The sequence below is a fragment of the Salinicola avicenniae genome (assembly GCF_023736115.1).
GTDB classification, from domain to species: domain Bacteria; phylum Pseudomonadota; class Gammaproteobacteria; order Pseudomonadales; family Halomonadaceae; genus Salinicola; species Salinicola avicenniae.
On record NZ_JAKQZC010000003.1, the window covers coordinates 522888 to 548358 of the forward strand.

The 25471-nt window shown below is 63.6% G+C and carries 22 protein-coding genes, 1 tRNA gene and 1 pseudogene; 7 read left to right on the top strand and 17 right to left on the bottom strand.

Annotation, left to right across the window (positions count from 1 at the left end):
• Positions 1-108: 108 nt before the first annotated feature.
• Complete coding sequence (locus MC381_RS08915; RefSeq protein WP_251977384.1) at positions 109-912, bottom strand: RNA methyltransferase; 804 nt, start codon at positions 910-912, stop codon at positions 109-111.
• A 108-nt stretch (positions 913-1020) separates the two neighbouring features.
• Here MC381_RS08915 and MC381_RS08920 point away from each other — a divergent pair, with 108 nt between their 5' ends.
• On the top strand, positions 1021-1815 hold the full coding sequence (locus MC381_RS08920) for an inositol monophosphatase family protein (protein WP_251977385.1): 795 nt from the start codon (positions 1021-1023) through the stop codon (positions 1813-1815).
• A 128-nt stretch (positions 1816-1943) separates the two neighbouring features.
• On the opposite strand, the gene speB is transcribed toward MC381_RS08920, so the two are convergent.
• The 5 genes from speB to MC381_RS08945 all read right to left on the bottom strand — a co-directional run bounded on the left by speB (position 1944) and on the right by MC381_RS08945 (position 7478).
• Positions 1944-2912 (bottom strand): agmatinase, encoded by a 969-nt coding sequence (gene speB, locus MC381_RS08925; protein WP_251977386.1) that lies wholly within the window; start codon positions 2910-2912, stop codon positions 1944-1946.
• Positions 2913-2956: 44 nt separating this feature from the next.
• A complete protein-coding gene (locus tag MC381_RS08930; RefSeq protein WP_251977387.1) occupies positions 2957-4480 on the bottom strand; it encodes an amino acid ABC transporter permease/ATP-binding protein in 1524 nt (507 codons plus the stop codon).
• Between the two features lie 69 nt (positions 4481-4549).
• Positions 4550-5359, bottom strand: coding sequence for an ABC transporter substrate-binding protein (locus MC381_RS08935; RefSeq protein WP_251977388.1), 810 nt, complete (start codon positions 5357-5359; stop codon positions 4550-4552).
• A 151-nt stretch (positions 5360-5510) separates the two neighbouring features.
• Complete coding sequence (locus tag MC381_RS08940) at positions 5511-6590, bottom strand: isopenicillin N synthase family dioxygenase (RefSeq protein WP_251977389.1); 1080 nt, start codon at positions 6588-6590, stop codon at positions 5511-5513.
• An 18-nt stretch (positions 6591-6608) separates the two neighbouring features.
• Positions 6609-7478: a sugar phosphate isomerase/epimerase family protein gene (locus MC381_RS08945; RefSeq protein WP_251977390.1), complete on the bottom strand. Its 870-nt coding sequence runs from the start codon at positions 7476-7478 to the stop codon at positions 6609-6611.
• A 246-nt stretch (positions 7479-7724) separates the two neighbouring features.
• On the opposite strand from MC381_RS08945, the gene MC381_RS08950 reads away from it, so the two are divergent.
• Complete coding sequence (locus MC381_RS08950; RefSeq protein WP_251977391.1) at positions 7725-9203, top strand: sigma-54 interaction domain-containing protein; 1479 nt, start codon at positions 7725-7727, stop codon at positions 9201-9203.
• A gap of 182 nt (positions 9204-9385) precedes the next feature.
• Here MC381_RS08950 and secF read toward each other — a convergent pair whose 3' ends face one another.
• From secF to queA, 5 genes are all read right to left on the bottom strand, one after another.
• Positions 9386-10294 (bottom strand): protein translocase subunit SecF, encoded by a 909-nt coding sequence (gene secF / locus MC381_RS08955; protein ID WP_251977392.1) that lies wholly within the window; start codon positions 10292-10294, stop codon positions 9386-9388.
• Between the two features lie 12 nt (positions 10295-10306).
• Complete coding sequence (gene secD, locus MC381_RS08960) at positions 10307-12154, bottom strand: protein translocase subunit SecD (protein ID WP_251977393.1); 1848 nt, start codon at positions 12152-12154, stop codon at positions 10307-10309.
• A gap of 73 nt (positions 12155-12227) precedes the next feature.
• Positions 12228-12560, bottom strand: a complete 333-nt coding sequence (gene yajC / locus MC381_RS08965; protein ID WP_251977394.1) for a preprotein translocase subunit YajC — start codon at positions 12558-12560, stop codon at positions 12228-12230.
• A gap of 93 nt (positions 12561-12653) precedes the next feature.
• Complete coding sequence (gene tgt, locus MC381_RS08970; RefSeq protein ID WP_251977483.1) at positions 12654-13772, bottom strand: tRNA guanosine(34) transglycosylase Tgt; 1119 nt, start codon at positions 13770-13772, stop codon at positions 12654-12656.
• Between the two features lie 43 nt (positions 13773-13815).
• Positions 13816-14895 carry a tRNA preQ1(34) S-adenosylmethionine ribosyltransferase-isomerase QueA gene (gene queA / locus MC381_RS08975; protein ID WP_251977395.1) on the bottom strand — a complete coding sequence of 360 codons (1080 nt, stop codon included), beginning with the start codon at positions 14893-14895 and terminating at the stop codon, positions 13816-13818.
• Between the two features lie 205 nt (positions 14896-15100).
• Between queA and MC381_RS08980 the strand changes: the two genes are divergently transcribed.
• Positions 15101-15187: transfer RNA gene (locus MC381_RS08980), tRNA-Leu, on the top strand.
• Between the two features lie 191 nt (positions 15188-15378).
• Here MC381_RS08980 and MC381_RS08985 read toward each other — a convergent pair.
• Positions 15379-15480, bottom strand: a pseudogene (locus MC381_RS08985) (phage integrase); the annotation flags it as partial.
• Between the two features lie 1012 nt (positions 15481-16492).
• On the opposite strand from MC381_RS08985, the gene MC381_RS08990 reads away from it, so the two are divergent.
• The gene (locus MC381_RS08990) at positions 16493-16846 is read left to right on the top strand and encodes a hypothetical protein (protein WP_251977396.1); all 354 of its coding nucleotides are present in this window, start codon (positions 16493-16495) and stop codon (positions 16844-16846) included.
• Positions 16847-17130: 284 nt separating this feature from the next.
• Here the strand turns inward: MC381_RS08990 and MC381_RS08995 are convergent, their stop codons facing one another.
• Positions 17131-17349 carry a hypothetical protein gene (locus MC381_RS08995; protein ID WP_251977397.1) on the bottom strand — a complete coding sequence of 73 codons (219 nt, stop codon included), beginning with the start codon at positions 17347-17349 and terminating at the stop codon, positions 17131-17133.
• A gap of 138 nt (positions 17350-17487) precedes the next feature.
• Entirely contained in the window at positions 17488-17928 is a 441-nt protein-coding gene (locus MC381_RS09000; protein WP_251977398.1) for a hypothetical protein, read from the bottom strand.
• Between the two features lie 183 nt (positions 17929-18111).
• On the opposite strand from MC381_RS09000, the gene MC381_RS09005 reads away from it, so the two are divergent.
• On the top strand, positions 18112-18840 hold the full coding sequence (locus MC381_RS09005; protein WP_251977399.1) for a Crp/Fnr family transcriptional regulator: 729 nt from the start codon (positions 18112-18114) through the stop codon (positions 18838-18840).
• A 24-nt stretch (positions 18841-18864) separates the two neighbouring features.
• Here MC381_RS09005 and MC381_RS09010 read toward each other — a convergent pair whose 3' ends face one another.
• Entirely contained in the window at positions 18865-22335 is a 3471-nt protein-coding gene (locus MC381_RS09010) for an acyl-[ACP]--phospholipid O-acyltransferase (RefSeq protein WP_251977400.1), read from the bottom strand.
• 138 nt (positions 22336-22473) lie between these two features.
• Here MC381_RS09010 and MC381_RS09015 point away from each other — a divergent pair, with 138 nt between their 5' ends.
• Positions 22474-23205, top strand: coding sequence for a helix-turn-helix transcriptional regulator (locus MC381_RS09015; RefSeq protein ID WP_251977401.1), 732 nt, complete (start codon positions 22474-22476; stop codon positions 23203-23205).
• Positions 23206-23510: 305 nt separating this feature from the next.
• Here MC381_RS09015 and MC381_RS09020 read toward each other — a convergent pair whose 3' ends face one another.
• Positions 23511-23921, bottom strand: coding sequence for a carboxymuconolactone decarboxylase family protein (locus MC381_RS09020; protein ID WP_251977402.1), 411 nt, complete (start codon positions 23919-23921; stop codon positions 23511-23513).
• Between the two features lie 147 nt (positions 23922-24068).
• Complete coding sequence (locus MC381_RS09025; protein ID WP_251977403.1) at positions 24069-24413, bottom strand: ElaB/YgaM/YqjD family protein; 345 nt, start codon at positions 24411-24413, stop codon at positions 24069-24071.
• Positions 24414-24857: 444 nt separating this feature from the next.
• Here MC381_RS09025 and MC381_RS09030 point away from each other — a divergent pair, with 444 nt between their 5' ends.
• Positions 24858-25466 carry a LysE family translocator gene (locus MC381_RS09030; RefSeq protein WP_251977404.1) on the top strand — a complete coding sequence of 203 codons (609 nt, stop codon included), beginning with the start codon at positions 24858-24860 and terminating at the stop codon, positions 25464-25466.
• The last annotated feature ends 5 nt before the right edge of the window (positions 25467-25471 follow it).

Consider the following 25471-nt stretch of genomic DNA (forward strand, 5'->3'; position numbering starts at 1 on the left):
CGGTATCGGTGGTCGCTGCAAAAGGTGACGGCATTATGGAAAACCCGAGTAACACGGTCAACCATTCTGGCCGGCGCTTGGCGCCGGCTCAGCCTTCCCCTTCGGCCGTCACGTGCGTGAGGGTGGCGTCTCGCCGTCTATGGCCTGTGTTGCGGCCGACGCGCGCAGGCGCTTGTCGATCGTTCCCAGGATACCGCGCAGGATATTCAGCTCCATGCTGTCGAGATGTGCGCGCAGGAACAGTCGGCGCAGCCGGGCCATCAGCTGTCGCGGGTTGTCCGGATCGTGAAACTCCAGGGTCGTCAGCGTACTTTCCAGGTGCGCGAAGAGGCGCTCGAGGTCAGCATGAGTGGCCGGGGGGTTGTCCCACTCTACACCGAAGGGGGTGGCGTCGGTGGTGCTTGGCGCCGTCTCGGCGGCGAGAAAGGCCTGGCGACACTCATAAGCCAGCACCTGCACGGCAGCGGCCAGATTAAGCGAGCTGAACTCGGGGTTGGTGGGGATGTGTACATGACGATGACAGCGCTGCAGCTCGGCATTGGTCAGGCCTGTGTCTTCCCGACCGAAGACCAGCGCCACACGGCTCTGGGGCGGGGTCAGCGTCTGCGGCAGGGTCTCCGCCAAGGCACGCGGTGCCACCAGTGGCCAGGGCAGATGTCGCGAACGGGCGCTGGCGCCGACCACCAGCGTGCAGTCGCCGACCGCGGCTTCCAGCGTGTCGTATACCTGCGCGCCTTCGACGAGGCTGTTGGCGCCCGACGCGCGTGAGTAGGCCTCTTGGTCGTGGGGTTCGCAGCGGGGCGCGACGAGGGCGAGATCGCCGAGCCCCATGTTGCGCATGGCGCGGGCGGCGCCACCGATATTGCCGGGGTGGCTGGTGCCGATGAGAACGATACGGATACGGTCGAGCATGGGAGCGGGCGTCGCACGAAAAGCGGGAAAACGCGTAGTCTAGCATGACTCGCGTCTGCTAGACTGCGCGCGTTCTTTAACAGCTCCCGACTCCCCAAGGCCCGATCCATGCATCCTATGGTTCAATATGCGTTGCGCGCTGCGCGCAGCGCCGCTGAGCAGTTCGTCCGTATCCGTGACCGTCTCGAGGTCAGCCATGATGAGCAGGCAACCGCCAGTCTGCTCGACGATACGGCACGTAACGCCGAAACGCTGATCGTGCATCAGCTCTCCCGCGGTTATCCGCAGCACGGCGTCTCCGGTCGCTTCACGCCCTATCGCGAAGGCAAGGGCGCGGATCGCGATACCGTCTGGCATATCGAACCCTTCCACGGCGAATCCAATCTCGGCGTGGCGAGCCGCCAGTTCGCGATCTCGATGGTCTGCCTGGTCAAGGGGCGTCCGGAGCATGCAATCGTCATCTGCCCGTTCAGCGATGACGAGTTCCTGATCAGCCGCGGTCGCGGCGCCCAAGGCAACGGCAAGCGCCTGCGCGTGTCCAAGGCCGGTGGCGTCAACGGTGCCCGCCTGTCTCTTTCCTGGCCGACCGTCGAGTACCGCTCGCGCTGGCTGCCGCAGTATCTCACCGTGGTCGAGCGTCTCGGCCCGCAGGTCGAGACGCTTATCGGTAGCGGCTGTGCGTTGCTGGACCTGATCGAATTTGCGGCCGGACGTACCGATGCCGCCTTCGTGCTGGGCCTGGAGCCGCAGGACCGCCTCGTCGGTTCCCTGCTGCTCAAGGAGACCGGCGCGCTGGCCGGCGGTATCGATGGTTCGCCGAGCCTCGAGGATGGCGGCAGCCTGATGGCCGCCGGGCCGCGTCTCTACAAGGCGCTGGCGCAGCAACTGAAAGCGAGCGTCTGAGTCGGTACGGCTGAATGCCTGCGTGACTGCCAAGACACCCCGTCGGCGATGGCCGGCGGGGTGTTTTTCTTTTGGTGGTGACGCCCGATTCTTGCGCCTGATTCTTGCGCCTGTCAGGGCGCGCGTCGCTAGCGCCGAGCGACGCCCGGCAGAATGCACAGCATCTCGAACAGCAGGTTGGCGGCGACCACGGCCGTCTGACCGTGGGCGTCGTAGGGCGGCGAGACCTCGACCAGATCGCAGCCGACGATGTCGAGACCGTGTGCCCCGCGAATGATTTCCAGCGCCTGCGGGATGGTCAGGCCACCGATCTCGACCGTGCCGGTACCCGGGGCGTAGGCGGGGTCGAGGCTGTCGATGTCGAAACTCAAGTAGACCGGCCCGCCGCCGACCTTGTCGCGAATCTCCGCCATCAGCGGTGTCAGGCTCTGGTGCCAGCACGCTTCGGCGGGCACGACGCGGAAGCCCTGTTCGCGCCCCCAGTCGAACTCCTCGGCGGAGTAGCCGGTGCCGCGCAGACCGATCTGGGCGACCCGGTTCGTATCCAGCAGACCCTCCTCGACCGCGCGACGAAACGGCGTACCGTGGGCGATCTCCTCGCCGAACATGTGCTCGTTGATATCGGCGTGGGCATCGACATGAATCAGGCCGACCGGGCCGTGCTTCTTGGCCATGGCGCGCAGGATCGGCAGGGCGATGGTGTGGTCGCCGCCCAGGGTCAGGGGAATGACGTCGTGCGTCAGCAGGTCGTTATAGTAGCGCTCGATGATGCCGACGCTCTTCTTGAGATCGAAGGTGTTGATCGGCACATCGCCGATGTCCGCCACCTGCAGGCTTTCGAAGGGGGCGGCGCGGGTCGCCATGTTGAACGGCCGCAGCATGCGTGATTCATCGCGAATCTGGCGCGGGCCGAAACGGGTGCCGGGGCGGTTGGAGGTCCCGATGTCCATGGGGATGCCGACGAAGCAGGCATCCAGCCCGGTGGCATCTTTCTGTGTCGGCAGGCGCATCATGGTAGCGGGGCCGCCGAAGCGAGGCATCTCGTTGCCGCCCAAGGGCTGGTTGAGGCTCGAGGCGTCCGGATGTGGGGTTGTCATGGGGATTCTCCTGGGGCGGCACGTCGGTGCCACCGTGTCTTGTGTCACGCGTCGGCGGGTGTCGACTCGAGTCCGATAAAGCGTTTGAGGCGCGCATCAGCGCTGGTGCGAATGGCGGCGGGCGGAGCGTCGGTCTGTACCTCGCCGTGTTCCATGAACACCACGCGGTCGGCGATCGACATCGCGAACTCCATCTCATGGGTGACGATCAGCATCGTCATCCCTTCTTCCGCCAGATCGCGAATGACCTTGAGTACGTCGCCGACCAGCTCCGGGTCGAGCGCTGAAGTTGGCTCGTCGAACAGCATGATGTCGGGCTGCATGGCCAATGCCCGGGCGATGGCGACGCGCTGCTGCTGGCCACCGGAGAGCTGGTGCGGGTACTTGTCGGCGTGTGCCAGCAGGCCGACCTTGTCGAGCAGCGCCAGCGCCGTGTCTCGCTTGGCGGCGCCCTTGCCCATGGCGTGGTAGCGCGGCCCCATCAGCACGTTGTCGACGATGGTGCGATGAGGGAACAGATTGAAGCCTTGGAAGACCATGCCTACGCGGTGGATGCCGGCACGGAAACTGGCCGACTGGCGCTCGCCTGCCTGCAGGAAACTCTCGCCGAAGAGCACGATCTCGCCGCCATCCAACGGTTCGAGGCCGTTCACGGTGCGAATCAGCGAGGTCTTGCCGCTGCCGGACGGGCCGATGATCGTGATCACTTCGCCAGCGCCGACCTGGATATCGATCCCCTTGAGGACTTCATGGTCGCCGTAGCGCTTGTGAATATCGCGCAGCTGCAGGGCGGGGGGCTGCCCGGCGCTGGGTGTCACGCCGGCGGCACGCGGTGGCGGCGGGAGCTGATCACGGAGCTTAGCCACCTGGTCGTCGCTCAGGGTCGGGGCGCGGCGTTTCTGCAGGTCGAGATGACGCTCCAGCCACTGCAGCAGCCAGCCGACCACGGTGACGATCATCACGTAGTAGATGGCCACTGCTGCCAGCGTCTCCAGGACCAGGAAGTTGGAGGCATAGAGGCGCTGACCGACCAGCAGGATCTCCGTCAGCGAGATCACCGAGACCAGCGAGGTCAGCTTGACGATGGTGATGTATTCGTTGGTCAGCGTCGGCAGCGCGATGCGGAACGCCTGCGGCAGCACTACCAGCCGCTGCATGCCGAGAGCGCGGATGCCGAGCGCACGGGCGGCCTCACGCTGGCCTTGCGGCACCGAGAGCAGGCCGCCGCGATGAATCTCCGCCATGTAGGCGGCTTCGGTCAGGATCAGCGAGATCAGGCCGGCATAGAACGACTGCGACAGCACCCCGCGTAACGAGGGCACCAGCTGGGGCAGGTTGTAGACGAAGATCAGCAGCACCAGCAGCGGTACGCTGCGGAAGAACCAGATGTAGAGCGAAACCGGCCAGCGCAGCCACGCGTGGCGGGACTGCTTGGCCAGGGCCAGCACGAAACCGATTGCCATGCCGATGAGCCAGGAGAGCAGGCTCAGCTGGATGACGGTCAGGCAGGCGCGCCAGAAATCGCCCACCGAGAACAGCGACAGGAAGTAGGGCCAATCGAATGGCATCAGCAGCCTCGAAAACGGTCGGGGAAGTCGAAGGCCGACGACCATGCGGCCGCCGGCACGGGGAGAATGTCAGGCGGCTTCCAGGTTGTAGCGTTCGAGCAGCTCACGGTATTCGTCGGTCTGCTTGAACGCCTCGACGGCCGCTTCCAGGGCATCGTGCAGCGCGTCGTTGTCTTTCTTGACGTAGATGCCCAGGGTTTCCGGATAGATCGCGTGGTCCGAGGTAATCTCGATGCGCCCGCGTGCCTTGTCGACGATCGAGTGCGCGGCGCTGAGGATTTCCATATGCGCCTGGATGTTGCCGGACAGCAGCGCCTGCGAGGTTTCCGACGTGGTCGGGAATTCGCGGATATCGATCGGTTCTTCGCCGTTGGCCCCGCAGTAGTCCGTCGACAGCGCGTTGAGCTTGGCGACCCAGGAGGTGCCCTGCTGCAGGCCGACGGTCAGGCCGCAGAGATCCTCCGGCTCTGCCGGCCGGACATCGCTGGCGGCGGTCACCATGATCGCGGCGCCGGTCTGTGCGTAGGGGATGGCATCCGCCTGCTTGGTGCGATCGGGCAGGATGTACATGCCGGAAATGATGGTGTCGAAGCGGCCGCTGTTGAGACCCAGGATCAGGTTGGGGAAGCGAGTGTCGAAGTAGTCGACCTCAAGACCCAGACGCTCGGCGAGCGCTTCGGAGACTTCCGGGTCGAAGCCGACCACGTCGTCGCCGTCATAGGACTCGAACGGCGGATAAGCGATCTCCATGCCGACGGTCAGTACGCCGTCGTTCAGCGTCGGCGGCGTCTCGATCGCCAGGCTGGGACCGGTGGTGAGCAGGCCGAGCAGGCCCGCGCCTAGAGCGGAGAGAGCGGTCTTGCGAATGTCTAATGTCATGGTAGTGGTTCCTGTTGGGTTTGTTATTGGCTACGGGGTTCAGCGTTGTCTGTCTGGCGCGCTGTCATTGTCGAGGCCGGCCTCGACGAGGGGCCGTTCGGCCGTTCGGCCTTTCGCCGCGCGCGAGGTCGCAGTGCCGCGGGGGCGGCGGTTACTCCTCGGCCTGTGCATGCTTGAGGTGGCCGAAGCTGGAGGGCTTGCGTGAGCCTTCCGGCAGCGCCAGCTCACCGTTCGCGACCTTGCGCTGCAGATAGCGATAGGTCTGCAGTGCCTGGCTCCACATGTGATCGCCGACGGCGACGGCCTCGTAGTTCGTGCTGCCCTCGGCGAACTGTGGCAGCGGCTTCACCTGGGTGTGGTAGTCGCAGGCGTAGAACAGCGGGAAGGAGTAGCGCTCCTCCTTGACACTGCGCACGCGGTGCGCCGTGGCGACGAAGGCGCCGTTGGTCATGATCTCGAGCATGTCGCCGATATTGACCACGAAGCCGTTGTCGACCGGCGGGGCGTCGATCCACTCGCCGAGATCGTTCATGACCTCGAGGCCTGGGGTGCGCGAGTAGAGGATAGTGAAGCATTCATAATCGGTATGGGCACCGATGCCGGGGGCATCCTGGGCCTCGCCGTCGAACGGGTAGTGGATCAGGCGCAGCTTGGAGGGCGGGGCCGTCACCAGCGATTCGAAATAGTTCTCGGGCTGCCCCAGCGCCAGCGCGAAGCCGCGGAAGAGTCGCGTGCCGAGAGCGAAGACCGCGTCGTAATAGGCCTTGATGGCTTCGTGGAAGCCCGGCAGCGGCGGCCATTCGTTGGGGCCGATCAGCGGTGTACCGGCCACGTAGAGCGGGTGATCCTCGCCGACCTCGAAACCGACGTCGAAGGCTTCCTTGTGATCGGTCTTCTTCGAGTAGACCTCTTCGCCTTCGGGCACGAATCCCTTGTGGCTGCGCGAGGTGCCGATGTACTGCTGCATCTTGGCCTCGAGCGGCTGGCCGAAGTAGCGGCGGGCGGCGTCGTGCAGATCGTCGATCAGCCTCGGGTCAATGCCGTGACCGACGATATGCAGAAAGCCGATGTTGCGTGCGGCATCGCCCAAAGCGTCGGCCACGGCCTGGCGTTCGGTCAAACGCTCGCTGAACAGGCCGCTGATATCGATGACCGGGATTTCGGTGAAGCGCTTGAGGTTGTCGGTGTTGTCTTTATCTTTATCTTTGTCTTTGTTGTGGAAGTCGTTCATGCCTGGCTCCTTCTCGAATCAGGAAGTGTGGGACCGCTGTGAAAAGTGCTGGGCAAAGTGGCGGCGCTCGCAGTCGGCCATCCAGCGGTTCAGCTGCCACAGGTCGGCGACCGGAACGTCAGTAAAGGGAAGGTGGTGGAGGTAGCCGTCGACCCCGAACTCCGGTGTCAGGGTGGTGGCCTCGTGGCCGGCGCGGCGCTGCGCTTCCCAGATCGCTGCCCAGTGTCGTTGGTGAAACGCCAGCGCGTCGGCGTGTTCCGGTGCGGCCGGGTGGGGTACCTGCGGCCCCTGGTCGTAGCCGACCCGAGCCTGGATGTGGTGCACGCGCTCGATGAACGGCGTGAGGTCGTCGCACGGGTCGTCGAGCAGGCGCTCGCAGGTCACCACCCAGTGGCTGATATCGCTGGTGAAGCGCAGGTCGGGCAGCTGTGCGATCAGGTCGAGCGTGACCCAGGGGCTGTAGAGCGAACGTGCCCGATGCGTCTCGAAGACACAGGTCAGCCCGCTGGCATCAATGATCTCCATCGCACGGCCGAAGAAGTCGACCTGCTGTGCCAGCGGCCAGCGGTCATTACCCGCCAGCACGTTGACGAAGCGCGGCGCCAGTGCCTGCATCTGCTGAAGCTGAAGGGCGAGATCGTCGAGGTGCTGCTGTGGGGTATGGGCCTGATGAGGCAGGACCGGCGCCGAGGTAAAGAGGATGCCGATATAGGGCAGGCTATGCGACTGGAGAAAGCGTGCGAACGCCTGGCGCTCGTTCGCATCCTGCGGCATGCGTGCCTCCAGGCCGTCGAAGCCGGCGGCTCTGGCTTCGCGGGCAGCCTGTTCCCAGGTGCCCTGAAAGCCCCATAGCGAACGGAAGGTTTCCAGCTTGAAAGAGTCGTCCAAGGATCGCTCCGTGATTGTCGTTGTGAGCGTGTGACTACGACTAAAGCAGAAAACGTGCCAACCCAGTCCCAAGCGGTATTCAGCCTCGGTCGCCAGTCTTGCTGACCTACGGGGGTGCCGGTTCCCGGTGTCCTTGATGGCGTTCCGGGCCGTTAGTCGTTTTTTTGGCCCGCAGAGTGTGGTGCTTGTCGGTCAATGCATTCTTGAATCAATATGGGCGACAAATGATTCATTAAGGCATCAGTGATGCAGAAACGTATGGGTGACGAGACGCCGCTCGATCGGCTCGTGCTGGAGGCGCTGATCCAGACCGCACAGGATCATCTCTTTATCGTCGATGAATCGGGGGCGATCCTGGCGGTCAGCCCGAGCAGTGCGGCGGTCTACGGCATGAGTCGAGAGGCGCTCTGCAACACCACGGTGCAGGCGCTGGAAGCCGATGGCGTGCTGTCTCCGTCGGTGTCGATGGAGGTCATGCGGACCGGGCGTTCGGCACAGCTGCTGCAGCGCACGGCGACCGGCCGGCAGGTCATTGCGGAGGCGCATCCGATTTACTGGCAGGGCCGGCTCAAGCGGATCATCAGCCGGTCGATGGACATGACCGATGTGCGCCTTCTACAGGACGAATATGCGCTGCTACAACGGCGCTTCAATGCTCATCTCTCGCGTGGTGGTGGCGCCGGCGAGGCGGATATGGAAGTGCCCGGACTCGAGATTCGCAGTCAGGTGATGCGTGAGGTGGCACAGCTGCTCGAGCGCGTCGCCGCCACCGACGCCACCGTACTCATGCTCGGCGAATCGGGGGTCGGCAAGACCGCCTTTGCCCGGCAGTTGCATCGCTGGAGCCGTCGCGGCGAGGGTGCCTTCGTCGATGTCAACTGTGCGGCGATTCCGGAGTCGCTGTTCGAGTCGGAGATGTTCGGCTATCAGCCGGGCGCCTTCAGCGGTGCCGCACGCCAGGGCAAGGCGGGGCTGCTCGAACAGGCGCATGGCGGCACGCTGTTTCTCGACGAGATCGGCGAGTTGCCACTGGCGATGCAGTCGAAGCTGTTGAAGGTGATTCAGGATGGCTCGCTGACCCGGCTGGGCGATACGCGCTCGCGTCAGGTCGATTTTCGACTGGTGGTCGCCACCAATCAGGATCTGGCCAAGCGGGTGGAGGAGGGCACGTTTCGTCTCGACCTCTATTATCGGCTCAACGTGATTCCGGTGACGCTGCCGCCGCTGCGCGAGCGTCGCGAGGATATCCTTGGGATCGCTGAGCGACAGCTTGCGACGCTCAACCGTCGCTATGGTGGCGAAAAGGTGATGCACCCTCATATCTGGTCGGAGTTGATGAGCAACGACTGGCCCGGCAACGTACGCGAACTGGAAAACTGGCTGGAGCGCGCCTGGTTGTCGGCCGACAGCGAGGTGATCGGGGCGCCGATGATGGCGGCGCCGGCCAGCGAGTGCGCGACGCGGTCCGACGCAGTTGTGGTGAGCCCCGCGGTTGATGAGCGTGGTGCGCCGGCGCTGGCGGATGAATCGGCGCTGTTGGCCCCAGGACAGAGTCTAAAAGCGGCGCTCGATGCGTCCGAACGGCGGATACTCGCGTCGCTGGCCAAGGAACTGACCAGCACCTACGCCATGGCCGACCGGCTCGGGATCAGTCAGCCCACGGCTGTACGCAAGCTACGCCGGCACGGGATTCGGCTGCGAGGGTCAGCCGCAGCCGAGAATTGATGATGGTGCGCTTTGGGGAGGGGGCTGTGAAATGGCGCGCTGTGTGAATGGCGCGCCTTGGGGATGGCCGATCGCTGCGGCGGCGAGCGGTTGGCCGGCGGTGGACGCCCGGCTTGGTTACCCATGAAAAAGGGCCTCCCATGCGGGAGGCCCTTGTCGTTCAGCGTCCGGAACGAGAGCGCCTAGGGCAGCTCTTCTTCCTCGATGTTTTCCTTTTTCGCCGGGATCAGGTCTTCGCGCTCGAGCTTGAACACGATCAGCAGGGCTGCCGCCACATAGACCGAGGAGAAGGTACCGGCGATGATCCCCAGGATCAGCGAGATCGAGAAATTGTGGATCATGTCGCCGCCGAGGAAGAACAGGGCGAACAGCACCAGCAATGTGGTCCCTGAGGTGGCCAACGTCCGCGCCAGCGTCTGATTGATGGCGCTGTTGAAGATCGATGGCATGTCGTCGATGCGAGAGAGTCGGATGTTCTCGCGGATGCGGTCATAGACGATGATCGTGTCGTTCAGCGAGTAGCCGATCACGGCCATGATGCCGGCGAGCACGGTGAGGTCGAACTCCCACTGGAAGAGCGCGAACAGCCCCAGCACGATGACTACGTCGTGGACCAGCGAGATGATGGCACACAGCGCGAACTTGTACTGGAAGCGAAACGCCACGTAGATCGCCACGCCAGCCAGTGCCACCAGCATGCCGAGGCCGCTCTGGTCACGCAGCTGATCGCCGACCTGCGCGCCCACGTACTCGGCACGAATCAGATCGATCTGGGTGCCGTTGCCGCTCAATGCCGCGACGACCTGGTTGCCGACATCGTTGCTGAAGGTCTGCTGTAGACGCACCAGAATCTCGTCGGCGGCGCCGAAGGTCTGCACCTGGAAGTTGTCGAAGCCGCTGCTGGCCAGCTGTTCGCGGATGGCATCGAGTGCCGGCACGCTGGCGTAGTGCAGCTCGACCACGGTGCCGCCGGTGAAGTCGAGCCCCAGGTTGAGATTGAGGAGGGCGAGGGCCGCCACCGAAACGATCGTCAGCAGGATCGAGACGATGAAGGCGATGCGGCGCTTGCCCATGAAGTCGAATTGGCGCATTGCTCGCGTCTCCTAGATCCAGAGTTTCTTCACCGGCTTGCCGCCGATGGATAGGTTGACGAGGGCACGCGATACCAGGATGCCGGTGAACATCGAGGTCAGGATGCCGAGCGACAGGGTGACCGCGAAGCCCTTGACCGGGCCGGTGCCGATGGAGAAGAGCACCACGGCGACCAGTAGCGTGGTCAGGTTGGCGTCGACGATCGAGGTAAAGGCGCGCCCGTAGCCAGCGTGAATCGCTTGCTGGGCTGGCGTGCTGCGCCTGAGCTCTTCGCGAATACGCTCATAGATCAGTACGTTGGCATCCACCGCCATCCCCAGCGTCAGCACGATGCCGGCGATACCGGGCAGGGTCAGCGTGGCGCCGAGCAGCGACATGGCGGCGACCAGCAACACCAGGTTGACCGCCAGCGCGACGTTGGCGATCACGCCGAAGGCCTTGTAGCGGATCAGCATGAAGGCGACGACAAGCAGGCCGCCGACGAGCACGGAGAAGATACCGCGTTCGATGTTCTGCGCGCCGAGGCTCGGCCCGATGGTGCGTTCCTGCACGAAGTAGATCGGCGCCGCCAGCGAGCCGGAACGCAGCAACAGTGCCAGCTCGCTCGCTTCCGTCGGGGAGTCGAGGCCGGTGATGCGGAAGCGGTTGCTCAGCGCACTCTGTACGGTCGCGAGGCTGATGATGCTGCGATCGGTGGTGGGGATGCGCTTCTCGACGCGCTCGCCATCTTCCATCACCGTGCGTGTCTCGGTGCCGTGGTCGATGTAGAGCACCGCCATGTTGCGGCCGATGTTGGTGCGCGTGGCCTGGTTCATCAGGGAACCGCCGGTGCCATCCAGATTGATATTGACCTGGGGACGACCGTTCTGATCGAAGCCCTGGCTGGCGCTGGAGACGCGGTCACCGGTAATGATTACATCGCGGGAGAGATCGGCGCGGCGCTGCGGATCGTTGCGAAACGCGAAGCTTTCCGTCTCCGATTCCGGCGCGTCCGGGCGTGCCTCGAGGCGGAACTCGAGGTTGGCGGTGGCGCCGACGATACGCTTCGCTTCGGCGGTGTCTTGCACGCCCGGCAGCTCGACGACGATCCGGCTCGGGCCCTGGCGCTGCACCAGCGGCTCGGACACGCCCAGTTCGTTGACGCGATTGCGGATCGTGGTCAGGTTCTGCTCGACCGCATAGTCCTGAATGTCGTTGATCGACTGCTCGGTCAGGGTCATGTCGAGGAAGGCACGGCGGCCGGCTTCGCGGTTGGCCAGCTGGAATTCGCCGAAGGTCTGGCTGATTTCGCTGCGGGCTGCGTCGCGATCCTCGGCATTAGCGAATTCGACATGCAGGGTATTGCCGTCGATCTCGGTGTCGCGATAGCGAATGCGTTCGTCGCGCAGGTTGGCGCGGATCGCGCTGGCCGTCGCGTCGAGTCGCTGTTCGACGGCCGCATCCATGTCGACCTCGAGCAGAAAGTGCACCCCGCCTCGCAGGTCGAGACCGAGTTTCATCGGCGCGGCGGAAAGGCTGGTCAGCCAGCTCGGCGTGGAGTCCGCCAGATTGAGTGCCACGGTGTAGTCGTCGTCGAGCATGTCGTCGATCACATCGCGGGCGGGAAGCTGTTGCTCTGTGTCCTCAAGGCGGACCAGGGCGGTGTTGTTGCCAGTCATCTGCGCCGACTTGACGGCGATATCGTCGCGGCTCAGGGCCTGCGTGACGCGATCCAGTTGTTGACTACCGAGGGAACCGTTGGTGGTGCTGATCTGGACGGCGGGATCCTGCGGATAAAGATTGGGTAACGCGTATACGACGCCGACGACACAAACGATGAGTATCAGCAGATACTTCCACAGGGGGTAACGATTGAGCATGAAAGCCCTGTCCTATCTATAACTGTCGCGGAAGAGGGAGCGGCTGCCGGCCGGGAACCGGCAGCCGGGAGAGTTACAGCGACTTCAGCGTGCCTTTGGGAAGCACGGAAGCGACAGCGCTCTTCTGAACGTTGACCACGGTGCCTTCGGCGATTTCCATGCTGATGAAATCGTCGGTGACTTCGGTAATGCGGCCGAGCAAGCCGCCGCCGATAACGATTTCGTCACCCTTGCTCAGGTTCGAGATCAGCTGCTTGTGCTGCTTGGCACGCTTGGACTGCGGACGCCACAGCAGAAAGTAGAAGATCAGCACGAAGCCGACCAGCATGACGATCTGGGCAATCCCGCCGCCGGCCGGGGCGCCGGCATCCTGGGCGTGCGCCGCAGGGATGAAAAAGTCCAGCATGGATGGTTCTCCGAAGTTGTGAAGTGAACTGGTTGCCAGGATGAGACCGGCGACGTCGACGCCGCTTGTCCGAGGGCATCGACGGGAATCGTATCAAGCGATTCCGGGCGGCACGGGAAGCCCGCGTCGCTGATAGAATTGTGCTACGAAGTCGGCCAATGTACCCGCTTCGATAGCCCCGCGCAAACCCGCCATCAGGCGCTGGTAGTAGCGCAGATTATGGATGGTATTGAGCATCGAACCGAGCATTTCACCGCAGCGATCCAGGTGGTGGAGATAGCCGCGCGAGAAGTGCTGACAGGTATAGCAGTCGCAATCCGCTTCCAGAGGCGACGTGTCGTGACGATGCTTGGCGTTGCGGATCTTGACCGTTCCCTCCGCCGTGAACAGGTGGCCGTTACGTGCGTTGCGGGTCGGCATCACGCAGTCGAACATGTCGACGCCGCGGCGTACGCCCTCGACCAGGTCCTCGGGCTTGCCCACGCCCATCAGGTAGCGCGGCTTGTCCTCGGGCATCCACTCGGGGAGATAGTTCAGCACGCCGATCATCTCATCCTTCGGTTCGCCGACCGACAGGCCGCCGATTGCGAGGCCATCGAAGCCGATTTCCATCAGGCCTTCGAGCGAGCGCTGACGCAGTGCCGGGTACATGCCGCCCTGTACGATACCGAACAGCGCCGCCGGGGAATCGCCGTGCGCGGCCTTCGAGCGAGCCGCCCAGCGTAGCGACAGTTCCATCGACTTCTCCGCCTCGGCTTCCGTGGCGGGGTAGGGCGTGCACTCGTCGAATATCATCACGACATCGGAGCCGAGCGAGCGCTGAACCGCCATCGACTCTTCCGGCCCCATGAAGACCTTGGCGCCGTCGACCGGCGAGCGAAAGTGCACGCCCTGTTCGGTGATCTTACGGGTCTCGCCGAGCGAGAAGACCTGAAAGCCGCCGGAATCGGTCAGGATCGGTTTCTGCCATTGGGCGAAATCGTGCAGGTCGCCGTGGCCCTCTATGACGTCCGTGCCCGGCCGCAGCCAGAGATGGAAGGTGTTGCCGAGAATCATCTCGGCGCCGATCGCCTCGACGTCCTTGGGCGTCATGCCCTTGACCGTGCCGTAGGTGCCCACCGGCATGAAGGCCGGCGTTTCCACCGTGCCGCGCGGAAATGTCAGCCGACCGCGCCGGGCGCGCCCATCCTGTGCCAGCCGTTCGAAGTTCATGAAGCATTCGTCTCGCATGGTGATCTCTCGTCGGTTCGGCAGTTCAGGGGGCGATATCGGTCGGTGGCGTATCGGTCGCCGGCTCGTCGGGCGCTGGCTGGCGAGTCAGGTACATCGCATCGCCGTAGCTGAAGAAACGGTACTCGGCTGCCACGGCTTCCGCGTAGGCCCGCATGACCGGCTCGAAGCCGGCAAAGGAGGATACCAGCATCAGCAGCGTCGACTCCGGCAGGTGGAAATTGGTCACCAGGGCATCGACGCAGCGCCAGCGATAGCCGGGATAGATAAAGATGTCGGTTTCGCCGCGATAGGGCGTGAGCTCGCCCGAGCCGGTACTGGCACTCTCCAGGCAGCGGACGCTGGTCGTGCCGACGGCCACGACCTTCTTGCCGTTGGCGTGGGCGAGATTGACCTGTTCGCAGACGGTGTCGTCGACTTCCAGCCATTCGCTGTGCATGTGATGCTCACGGATGTCGTCGACACGCACCGGCTGAAAGGTGCCGGCGCCGACATGCAGGGTGACGAAGGCGGTCTCGATGCCCTTGTCGCGCATGGCTTGCATCATGGGTTCGTCGAAATGAAGCCCGGCCGTGGGGGCGGCAACCGCGCCCTCGCGGCGCGCATAGACGGTCTGGTAGCGTTCGCGGTCAGCCAGCTCGTCCTCGCGGGTGATGTAAGGCGGCAGCGGCATATGGCCGTGCGCCTCGAGCAGCGCGATCAGCGGCGTTTCGCCCAGGAAGCGCAGCGCGAACAGCGCCCCCTGGCGCTCCTCGACCACGGCGTGGATATCGCCCTCAAAGATCAGTTCCGTACCCGGCTTCGGCGACTTGCTGGCGCGCAGGTGGGCCAGCCCCCGATGGGCGTCGAGCGGCCGCTCCAGCAGCATTTCTACCCGGCCGCCACTGGCCTTCTGGCCGAACAGGCGTGCGGGAATCACGCGGGTGTCGTTGAAGACAACCACATCACCCGGATCCAGGCGTTCCAGCAGGTCGGTAAAGCGCGCATGCGTCAGCGTACCGTCATCGCCGTCGACACAGAGAAGTCGGCAATCGGTGCGCTGTTCGGAGGGGTAACGGGCGATCAGCTCATCAGGCAGATCGAAGTGAAAATCGGCACGCTGCATGGAAAATAGGGGACGTCGACTCGAGTGAACGGAGGATCCGCGAATGCCGGCCTGTGAAGCACCTGCCGAATCCGCGGTGCCGGGCGGGACGATATCGGCGATCCGGCCGCGCGGCTTCTGGCGAGGCGCCATCATAAAGCACACGAGGGATGAAGTCAGCGTAGCGATTGACGGCGCCCGACGCGTCCGTATAATGCGTCCCGCTGCCGGCGTGGCGGAATTGGTAGACGCAGCGGATTCAAAATCCGCCGCTGGAAACAGTGTGTCGGTTCGAGTCCGACCGCCGGCACCATCCGCAAAATCAGTACCTTAGCGTTATTTCCTCCCTTCTCGTTTCACCTTCATTTCACTGCTTGGTCGCAGTTTGGTCGCAGAACGCCGCGCCAAAGCTCGGCAGCCGTGCGCCGACATCGTCCAGCCTCTAGTTGAACATGTGCGCATAGCACAGGTCATTGTTGTCGTCTGATGCCCCTGCTTGGTCTATAACGTGAGCACGTTACCACCATTCATCATGAAGTGGCTGGCGAAGGTGTGCCTGAAAACGTGCGTCCGTTGGCCTCTGGGCAACACAATACCTGCTTCCTTGATCGTGCCCGAACACGGGTTGTCGCCCGTGGTTGGTAACACTCGCCCATCACCCAGCATTTCCGCTCGCAGGTATTGCGCTTCGGACCCGCGTGAGAGAGAGGGTCGGCATATTCGCCATCCAGATAGAAGGCGGTGTCCTGATGGGGCTGATCGGGGATGGGGTGGCCGAACGTGACCTGGATCATGACCGAGCCTCCAGGGAGATAAGGGAAGCGCGGAATAAAGAAGACCCGCCCATGCAGAACAGTCTTGAAGGACGGATCTTCACGTCGGGTCGAAGCGGCCGCAGGGAAGCAACCAGAATCTAGAGGGTGAGCCGCGGTGGCGATGTGAAGAAATGTAGCACAACATTCATAAAAACAAACGTTTGAAATTTCTCAGTCTTCGGCGGCGATATCGGAGATACGTGTAAGCGATTAAGCATTTATGACCAACCCTCCTCGTCGAGCCATTCGGCCGGGGGACGGCGATGTTGATGAGGGGACGGCGACCTACCTTCATGACCGGGATGTGGCCACGGCGGCATAGGGCTTTGGCATCGTTTTCTTGGGTCGTGGGGCACCGCCGCGTCGGCCAGGCTCTCCTCCATGTGGCAAGGGGGTGCGGGGCTATGGGGCGGCGTGATGAGGGAAGGCGCGCGTGGGGAGTTGCCGATCATCTGGGTAACCCGAAGCGGACTGGACGGTGGGATCAAAAGAAACCCGGCATGAGAGCGACTAATTGAGTGGCGTCATGCCGGGTTGAAGCGGCCGCAGGGATGCAACCAGAACTGGCAGCCAGTGGTGCTGGCAATATGTATCGCTAAGTTACGCACATTAACGGCACGTGAACGGAAAAATTTAGCTTAGGTTAAGTCGTTATTTCGGAAATTGTTGTCAGTCATCGCGGATTCTGTCGCCATCGAGGTCGAGGCGCGTGTCTTGAGGTCAATCTGGGGTCACCGGGCAAGACCATGAGCGTGCGGCTCTCCTCGCTACCGTGCGCCCTGACATCGGTGGCGGACTTTTGCATGGGTTATCGACGGAAAGCGAGAGGGCGCCCAGGCTGGGGCTTCATTTCTTTCCAGAGGGCAGGGATTGCCATGAGTGGAGATCATTCGATTTACGAATTGAAGGGCGTGCAGATCCGTCAGGACTTCAACCGGGCGATGACAACGGCGGATCGGACGCGACGATTCGACGTGCGCCACACGTCGAGGGCGGTCAGCGATCTGCTGCGCGTGGTCGCCGATATGGATCAGCGCATCAAGTCGCTCGAGCGCGCGCTGGCGAGTGAGCGGGGCGGGGAGAAACAAACGGCGGCCGACGTCGTGACTCGAGAATCCACGCCAGCAAATGGCACATCGGCGCGGGCCGAGGCATAAAAAAGGGCCCGACCATTCGGCGTCTGTGCCGCATGGTCGGGCCATCAGGAACCTTTGGGATGAGGGTTCCTCACGCTAAAGGTGGTATGCGAGAAAATGACTCCGTGGAGAAGCCACGGGGTCAGTTTCCCCAATCTGCTAAATATTAGGAAGTACTAAATGGAAGCCTTTTGTAACTCGCTGATCGCGATGTTCGCTGCGCGATTGGCTGCCATCTTGGCGCGGCCACGCACGAGGCCACTGCTTGGCTGTCGACGCGTTGGGTCCAGGGAGCGACCCCGGCTTCAAGTGCGTGGCCTTCCTCGTCGGTTGATCGGGCGCGCCAGGGCCCGCGCGATGGCTTCTTCGCGTGCTACGCCACTGTCGACTAGTGCTTTGACGCGGCTCTTTAGCGTACCCACCGGCATGTCATGCGCCTCTGCCAGGCTGGCCAGACTGCCGGGCTGGCGCCGGTTGCGCTTGGCCATCGGAGTACGCGCCAGTTCATGGTCCATCATGCGCATGATCGTTCCCGCCTCTCCCCTAGACCGGTTTCATCCCGTCGACCCCGAATGACGCTCGGCGCAACGAGTCGCCCGGATACTATCGGCACGATCGCGCTCAATCTTTGATATTGGGCGAACTTGCCGATCTTTTCTGGATCACTGGCGGTCGCGGTCTCCGGCGCTTGCCGGGGCTGCCGGGATCAGCAGAGATGTCAGACCGGCCGCCTCCAGCGCGGGGCGGCACGCTTTCAGCGCTTGATCGGGCAGGGCGAATTCGCGCAGTTCCGCGAACAGGGCCCACTCCAGATCCTGTTCGACCATGGAGCGGGCCTGATGAGGGTGTAACCGGTATTTCTCCATGGCCTTCCAGCGAGCGCTGTCCAGCCCCTCCAGCGTCAACCACGGCGTGGCGTAGGCTTGACGTAGCGCCTCGGCATAGGACATCAGCAGGAAATAGCCGAAGGCGTCGGTCAGCGCGGCTGGCTCGCGCTCGTCGCTCTGGTCCGGTGCGGTATCGGCCAGGCCGTGGCGCGACCGGGCGCCTGACAGTGCGGTGTTCCAGAGTGCCTGGTAATCGAAGTCACGTTGGGTCGTCATGACCTTTCTCCCTGTGGTGAGTCGCGCCATGACCCGGGCGATATCGGGCTTTTCCTGGTTATCGGCGGGCGCTGTCCGGACTGCAGTCAAGCGGGCAGTTTTCAGGGTCGATCTAACCGATGTTATATAACTCGTCCTCCTAACATGCTGTCATGCTTGAAAAATTTCATAAGGCAGAAATGCATGAGTCAGCAGGAAGGCTGTATCGCTCAACATTTCAGTCACTATGGCAGGCTCACCGAGAATGATCGTCGGCGGCTCGAGACGTTGGAGGGATCGAGCACCACTGTGGGAAAGGGGCAGATCCTCTGGTACGAGGGAGACGCGGCCCGCGATTTCTGTACGTTGGGACAGGGATGGGCGTACTCCTTTCGGCACATGGAGGACGGCACCCGCCACATTCTTGAGCTGTTTCTGCCGGGTGACGTCATCGGGCTGAGAGAGTTCTCTTTCAAACAGCGTCTCTCCAGCGTAGCCATGCTGGAAGCGGGAGAAATCAGGCTGGTCGCATACCGAGAGCTGATTGCTCTCTTTCGAGAGTCAACACGGTTGACCTCTCTGTGTCTGGCGGTCTTCTCCTACCAGCAGGCGCTTTTGAGCGAGCGACTGGCGCATCTGTCTCGGCGTAGCGCGAGGCAACGTGTGGCGTATCTCCTGTTCGAGATATTTTCGCGGCTCAAACGCAACGATCAGTCGCTGGGAGAGAGTTTTCGTGTGCCGCTCTCCCAGCAGCAGATGGCGGATGCGGTCGGCCTGTCGCCCGTTCATGTTAGTCGCACGCTCAGCGCCTTTCGTCAGGAGGGGCTGGTCAAGCGCTCTCGCGGATGGCTGCACTTGCCGAACCCGGTGGCGCTGGCGCATGAAGGCTGTGTCTCCAGCGATCTGCACGAGATCGTCGAGCCGCTGGAGTAAGGACGACGCTGGGCGCTGCCCGGTTCACGCGTTCGCGTCGGCCGCCTGATCTGTCGCCAGCCGTTTCGCGCCCACGAAGTCCGCCTTGCCGGACCCCAGACGAGGCAGCGCGTCGACTACGCGCCATTCGCCGGGAATGCTGAGTGCCGGCACCGAATTTTCCTGCATCCGAGCCTTGACGGCCGTGACATCCAGCGTGGCTTCCGAGAGCAGTACGAGGCGCTCGCCTTTTGCCGCATCCGGCACGTTCACGGCCATGATCTCGATGTCGGGAGAGGGCAGTGCCGCCTTCACGGCGCGCTCGACAGCGCCGAGGCTGATCATCTCACCGCCGATCTTGGCAAAGCGCGAGTAGCGATCGACGATCGTCAGAAAGCCGTCTTCGTCGAGATAGCCCTTGTCGCTGGTCACGTACCAGCGCTGGCCGTCCTGCTCGTGCAAAGCGTTGGCAGTGCGCTGCGCATCGGCGAGATAGCCCAGCATGACCTGCGGGCCGCTGATCAGAATCATGCCGGCTTCGCCGGTGGCCAGCTCGACGAAGTTCTCCGGGTCGACGATCTTGAAGCTGGTGCCCGGCAGTGGCATGCCGACCGTGCCGACCTTGCCGCCACGCTGTACCTGCAGGTAGTGGACGTCGAGTTCGTCCGGAAGATTGACCGAGGCGACCGGCGCGGTCTCCGTCGCCCCGTAGCCTTCGAAAATCGGCTTGTGGAATTTTGCCTCGAAGGCTTGGCGAATCTCGGCATCGACCCGTTCGGCGCCGGCGACGACCACGCGCAGACTGTCGAGCATCCGGGGGTGGACCTTGCGGTTGCGTGTAAACAGGCGCAGAAACGTGGCCGTGCCGCACATGAGGGTGGCGCGATGCTTGGCGATCGAACGCGCCACGCCGGCGACGTCGGTGGGGTCGTGATGACAGACCAGCGGTAGCCCCTCGATCAGCGGCAGGAACTGGGTCACGGTGAGGCCGAAGGCGTGAAACAGCGGCAGCGAGCCCATGACCACATCATCATGCTCGGTATTGAGCACATCGGAGGTCTGCTTGATGTTCGCCATGATGTTGTGATGGCTGAGCACCACGCCCTTCGGCTGCCCCTCGCTACCGCTGGAGAAAATGATGGCTGCCGGGCGACTCGCCTTGCGCTGGTGACAGCAGCCGCGCACGAGCAGGCTGGTCGGCAGTAGATTGACGGCCAGCCAGGTAGCGAGGCGCTCGCCATGGCCGATCGTTTCCGGCAGCGACTCCAGATAGACGACGTTCACGCTTTCCAGCAGTGTCTCGATCTCGAGTCCACGTTTTGCCAGCTTTTCGACGAAGCGCCGAGAGGTGAATACCGTCTCGAGGCGGGCCTGTGTCATCGCCGAGGCGATGGCTTCGGCCGGGGCCGTGTAGTTGAGATTGACGATCGTCTTGCCGGCGAGCAGCGTCGCCATGTTGGCGATCACGCCGGCGCTGCTGGTCGGCAACAGCAGGCCAACGTTGTCGCCGGCGCACTGCCGGCGAATGCGCCGGGCCATGAGCACGCTGGCAGTCAGCGCTTTGCTCGCGCTGTAGGATTGTCCGAGCGCATCGGTCAGCGCCAGCTCGCGCGGGCGTCGCTTGACGCTGCGAATCCATGCCTCGGGCAGGCTTGGCAGCTCATCGAGCGCGCGCTGCCACGAGTGGGTGGCCTGTTCGAAGATTCGCCGCTTGAGAACGTCGGCCGGCGTTTCCTTGGGCAGCGGCCGGCCAAAGGCGACAACCACGGCACGGTGCAGCGGGGCGTTGCGTAACGCCTTGAGCTTGCTCGAGGAGCGCGAGAACTGACTTCCCCACAGACCGCGCAGATAGAACGGCACGATCTTCACGTCGGGGTTGGCCATCTCGCAGGCGCGCTCGAATCCGCGGCGGAACTCTCCCAACTGGCCGTTGCGGCTGATCGCCCCCTCGGGAAACAGACACACCACCTCGCCAGCATTGAGTCGTTCGGCAACGGTCTTCAGCGCCTGACTGGCGGCGGCGCCGCGCTCGATCGGGATGCAGCCGAGCGCTTTCAGAAATCCGCGAAGGAATCGGCGCTCGTAGAGACTCTTCAGCATGACGAAGCGGACCGGTCGCGGGCTGGCAATTTGAATGATCGCCCAGTCGATCCAGCTGATATGGTTGCCGAGCAGCAGCACGCCGCCTTGCGCCGGTAGATTCTCCAGGCCATGGACATTGACCCGATAGTGGCGGCTGAGCAGGAAGCCGAGCAGAAAGCGGACCAGGCTCTGGGGTAGCTGCAGCACGGTGTAGAGTCCGCCGATGACGGCCACGCCGGTAATCAGGGCGAGCAGGTAGCGGCTATCGACGCCGGCCAGGGCGAAGCTGGCGGTCACGATCAGGAAGCCGAACATCGCCAGATTCTGGATCCAGTTGTTAGCGGCGAGCACGGTGCCCAGCGCCTGCTCGCCAGCGTGAAACTGGATCAGGGCGTTGAGCGGTACGATGAATAAGCCGCCCATGACGCCGATGAACACGAAGTTGAGCGCCTGTGTCCAGGCGCTGGTGAACAAGGGCAGGCAGGCGAGGCCGGCGGCGATGCCCAGGGCGCCGATCGGAATTAGCCCGGTTTCGATCCGGTTGGGTGATAGACGACTGGCAAGAGCGGCGCCGAGCGCGATGCCGACACCGCTGGCGGCAAGAATACCCTGCAGTACCAGCGCGCTCTCGATACCGATATGGCTCTTGGCATAGGCGGGAAACGCGGCCAGCAGCACCTGTCCGACCGACCAGAAGGTGGCCAGGCCGATGATCGATAGCTTGAGTACCGGCTGTCGCGCGATGATCTGGAGATTCTCCTTAGCCGCCTGGCCGCGCAGGTAGCGCTGCCAGGAAAAGCGCGCGCCAGCCTGCGTCGCGGTATCGAGCGGCAGGCGATGCAGCATGAGTGCTTCTACCAGGCTGTGAATGACCAGTAGCCAGCCGAGCGGTGCCACATGGCGCAGCATCTCGTCAGGGGCGGCGTCCGTTGGTGCGATCCAGGCTTCGAAGAGCGCGGTGAAGACCACGGTGCCAGCCAGGATCGCGACGATGGTGACGGCCTGGATCAGTCCGTTGGCTTCGGCCAGATGAGGCTTGCCGAATAGCCCCTTGATCAGGCCGTACTTCGCCGGCGAGTAGAAAGTCGACTGTATCGCCAGCAGCAGTGTCAGGGTGAAGGCGAGCCAGAACCAGCCGGCGTAGTAGGCCGAGGTAATACCCAGTGAGACGGCCACGGCCGCCCAGGCCGAGACACGCATGACCCGCACTTTGGGCTGCGTGTCCGCGATGTATCCCGCCGGGGTGAAAAGTGCAATGAACGGGAGCAGGATCAGGCCGTTGACCAGTGCCGTCAGCACGATCTGCGCGGTACCGTCATAGCTCTTGAAGATCGTGTTCTGGATGACGATCTTGTGCCCCAGATCGACGAACGCGTTCAAAAAGATCGCGATCAGATAGGGCCAGGCGCCCGGCAGACGATGCAGCTTTTCCATGATGACAGCCTTGGAGTGTTCGTGGAGTCGCCCAACTCTCGATGATGCCGGGCGTGCTCGCAACGCTCCCAGAAGAAGTTGTGTCATGTGCGCGGTCAGGTATCGTTATTCGATACTTTTTCTCGAGGTTTCGCGCCCGTGTCCCAGATTGTCTCGCTTGTCGATACTTTGAAGCGCCAGCTCCGGGCGCAGGGAAAAACCTACGCCGATGTTGCGGGGTGGCTTGCGCTCAGCGAAGCGACGGTCAAGCGTCTCTTCGCTGAGCGTCACTTCACGCTGGTCCGTCTCGAGTGCATCTGCGAGCGGCTCGGCCTCGAATTGAGCGAGCTGATGCTCGAGATGCAGACCGAGACGCGCCGCCTGCACGAGCTGAGCGCGTCCCAGGAGCAAAGCATTGTCGACGAACCGGCGTTACTGCTGGTCGCGGTCTGCGTCATGAACGGTTACGGCCTCGACGATATTCACCGCGAATATCGGCTCAGCGAGGCGGAGTGCGTGCAGCAGTTGCTCAAACTGGAGCGCTTGCAGCTGATCGAACTGCAGCCCGGCAATCGCATCAAGCGGCGTGTCGCCGCGCATTTCCACTGGCGACCGGACGGACCGATTCAACGCTTTTTCCAGCAGCACGTGGTCAGCGAGTTTTTCCGTTCCCGTTTCGACAGCGATAGGGAGCGACTCGTCGTACTGAACGGCCTGCTGTCTGCCGCCGGCAATGCGGAGTGGCAGCAGAAGCTGGCACGCCTGGGGCAGGAGTTTCACGATCTCTGTCAGCGGGAGGGTAGCCTGCCGCTGGATCAGCGTGCCGGTACGACCTGCGTGCTGGCGCTGCGGCAATGGCAGCATACGCTGTTTCGCGACTATGCACGCTGAACTGGCTCCGGCTCCGGCTCGCGAGGGTCGATGAGGGGGGGGGGGGCGCGCGAGCCTCAGGGGGCACGAAAGGTTAGGCGTCACGAAGGGAGAAGATGTCACGAAGGGAAGAGATGTCACGAAGCGTGGCGAGCCCTTGTCGGCGTCTCGGCGCGCCGTGCGGCGAGCGCGTCAATGACGCGAAACCTAATCCGAAGCCCAACGTCGGCACGGGCCGAGAGCGCGAGACCCTGCAACGGGGCGCCGCCACCCAAGGGGGCGGCGGGAGACCAGTGAGGCTATCGTCGTGAGGGCGGCTGTCGTCGTCAGATAGCAGCGCGGCGCGAGGCACGGCTCAGCGCACTGGTCATCTCGATGGCCATGGTCAGGTCCGCCAGCTCGCGCGGAGAAAATGCCGTCAGGGCCAGCTTCCGGGTCGCCGGGTTGGCGGGGCGGAAGTGGGTGAAGGATTCACACCAGGCGAGCGCGGCTTTCTCACGCTCGTTGAACTCGTCCGATTCGGACCAGGCGGCAAGCGCCGAGAGTTTGCTGGCGGAGATGCCCAGCGCTTCCGCCTGTTCACGGCGGAAATGGGTGCAGCTCAGGCAGCCGTTGATCTGCGAGGCGCGCAGCTCGGCCAGGCAGCGGATGGAGGGGTCCAGCGAGCAGGCATGCAGCGATCTCGCGGATTTGTCGATGTTTTCGACGTTGATCGTCTGCCACTTGTCTGCGCTCATCTCGGTCTCCGGGTGTCAGGTTTTTTCCGATTAAACGACTATCGTTCTCAACTGTCTACAGCTTCGATTGGAAAGTTTAATAACGGTTAAAGGATGAAACTATGGTTGTGCCAGATCGCCCCGGCCCGTGAGCCGAGGCGAACGGCATCAGCGGCGCCCTACGAAGAGGCCGACGAGCGTGCCAGCAACCGCAGCGATACCGATACCGGCCCACGGATGCTCGCGCACGTAGCGGTCGCAGTCGTTGGCGGTTCGGCCCGCGGTCGAACGGCCTCGCGCGGCGGACTGTTTCAGGCGGCGATTCTGGCGCCGTGCATCGGCAGCAAGCCGGGCATACTGGGCCTCGCTCTGCTGGCGTGCCGCCTCGATCGCGTCCTCGGCATCGGTGAGCAGGTCGCGTCCCAGCGCCCGGCCCTGATCGCCGATATCGCGAACGTCATCGCGCAGGCGATCGGTGTCGGCGCGATGTTCTCCACGACGGAAAAGGCTCATGGTTTTCCTCCCTGATTTCGATAAGCCTGACAGTTGTGCTCGATCTGAAAAGTGCTGACGCTGGCTCGGACGACGGTCGGTTTCGGCAGGTGCATCAGGGCGGCTCCGCTGTCGCGGCGATCGCTCTACCGCTTGGCGGCGCCGCTGCTCAGCTCCGCGGCTTGCTCGCCCGCCTGGGCTATCTAGTTTGTCGGGCTTTCTAGCTCGTCTTGCCCTCGCCGGTTGACGTTTCAGATGGAAGCTTCGACAGCGTAGACGCCGAAACGTGCCGGCGCGACGTCATGATGCGAGGAGGCCGGCCAGAGAGAAGCTCCCGGCGGCCTCGCCGAGGCGATGGGGCATCGGGACATCGGGGTGGTCGGGGCGGGCGCCAGCGGGCATGCTGGGCGTTTTCCTGTCCGGCGCTGCATTGGCAGCCTTCGGATGCTGCTGCAAGGACGCGTCATGTCGCTGCCACTCTGGTTGTCGCTGCTGTTGATCTGCCTGCTCGGCGCCATGTCGCCGGGGCCGAGTCTGGCCATGGTCATGCGCCATACGGTCGGCGGTGGCCGCCTGTCCGGCATGGTGGCCGCCATCGGGCATGCGCTGGGCGTTGGCGCCTACGCGGGTCTCACGGTGCTGGGTCTGGCCGCGGTGATCGTGCATCAACCCTGGCTCTATCGCCTGGTGACCTGGGGCGGAGCGCTCTATCTGGCCTGGATCGGGCTGCAAGCATTGCGATCGAGTGGACACCGATACTGGGTGACCGAGCACGACGCCGGCGGCTGGTTGCCTGCGCTACGCGACGGGCTGCTGGTCGCGCTCGGCAACCCCAAGTTGATCGTCTTCTTCACCGCGCTGCTGAGTCAGTTCGTGACCGCCGACATGAGCGCGGTCGCACGCTGGCTGATCATCGCGACCGCCATGCTGGTGGATGCCGGCTGGTACCTGCTGGTGGCACTGGTGCTGTCTCACTCGCGGGTGCTGCCTTGGCTGCAGCGGCATGCGCTCGGCCTGCAGCGCTTGACGGGTATTGTGCTGCTGGGGCTGGCGATGCGGGTCGCGCTGGGGTGAGCGTG

Bases quoted from the DNA above. Each gene is read 5' to 3' on its own strand.
- secD (WP_251977393.1), bottom strand. From the start codon at position 12,154: ATGCTCAATCGTTACCCCCTGTGGAAGTATCTGCTGATACTCATCGTT.
- MC381_RS08915 (WP_251977384.1), bottom strand. From the start codon at position 912: ATGCTCGACCGTATCCGTATCGTTCTCATCGGCACCAGCCACCCCGGC.
- speB (WP_251977386.1), bottom strand. From the start codon at position 2,912: ATGACAACCCCACATCCGGACGCCTCGAGCCTCAACCAGCCCTTGGGC.
- MC381_RS09005 (WP_251977399.1), top strand. From the start codon at position 18,112: ATGAGTCAGCAGGAAGGCTGTATCGCTCAACATTTCAGTCACTATGGC.
- MC381_RS09030 (WP_251977404.1), top strand. From the start codon at position 24,858: ATGTCGCTGCCACTCTGGTTGTCGCTGCTGTTGATCTGCCTGCTCGGC.
- MC381_RS09025 (WP_251977403.1), bottom strand. From the start codon at position 24,413: ATGAGCCTTTTCCGTCGTGGAGAACATCGCGCCGACACCGATCGCCTG.
- secF (WP_251977392.1), bottom strand. From the start codon at position 10,294: ATGCGCCAATTCGACTTCATGGGCAAGCGCCGCATCGCCTTCATCGTC.
- MC381_RS08935 (WP_251977388.1), bottom strand. From the start codon at position 5,359: ATGACATTAGACATTCGCAAGACCGCTCTCTCCGCTCTAGGCGCGGGC.
- MC381_RS08995 (WP_251977397.1), bottom strand. From the start codon at position 17,349: ATGCGCATGATGGACCATGAACTGGCGCGTACTCCGATGGCCAAGCGC.
- MC381_RS08990 (WP_251977396.1), top strand. From the start codon at position 16,493: ATGGGTTATCGACGGAAAGCGAGAGGGCGCCCAGGCTGGGGCTTCATT.
- queA (WP_251977395.1), bottom strand. From the start codon at position 14,895: ATGCAGCGTGCCGATTTTCACTTCGATCTGCCTGATGAGCTGATCGCC.
- MC381_RS08950 (WP_251977391.1), top strand. From the start codon at position 7,725: ATGCAGAAACGTATGGGTGACGAGACGCCGCTCGATCGGCTCGTGCTG.
- MC381_RS09020 (WP_251977402.1), bottom strand. From the start codon at position 23,921: ATGAGCGCAGACAAGTGGCAGACGATCAACGTCGAAAACATCGACAAA.
- MC381_RS08930 (WP_251977387.1), bottom strand. From the start codon at position 4,480: ATGCCATTCGATTGGCCCTACTTCCTGTCGCTGTTCTCGGTGGGCGAT.
- MC381_RS08920 (WP_251977385.1), top strand. From the start codon at position 1,021: ATGCATCCTATGGTTCAATATGCGTTGCGCGCTGCGCGCAGCGCCGCT.
- MC381_RS08940 (WP_251977389.1), bottom strand. From the start codon at position 6,590: ATGAACGACTTCCACAACAAAGACAAAGATAAAGATAAAGACAACACC.
- tgt (WP_251977483.1), bottom strand. From the start codon at position 13,772: ATGAACTTCGAACGGCTGGCACAGGATGGGCGCGCCCGGCGCGGTCGG.
- MC381_RS09000 (WP_251977398.1), bottom strand. From the start codon at position 17,928: ATGACGACCCAACGTGACTTCGATTACCAGGCACTCTGGAACACCGCA.
- yajC (WP_251977394.1), bottom strand. From the start codon at position 12,560: ATGCTGGACTTTTTCATCCCTGCGGCGCACGCCCAGGATGCCGGCGCC.
- MC381_RS09010 (WP_251977400.1), bottom strand. From the start codon at position 22,335: ATGGAAAAGCTGCATCGTCTGCCGGGCGCCTGGCCCTATCTGATCGCG.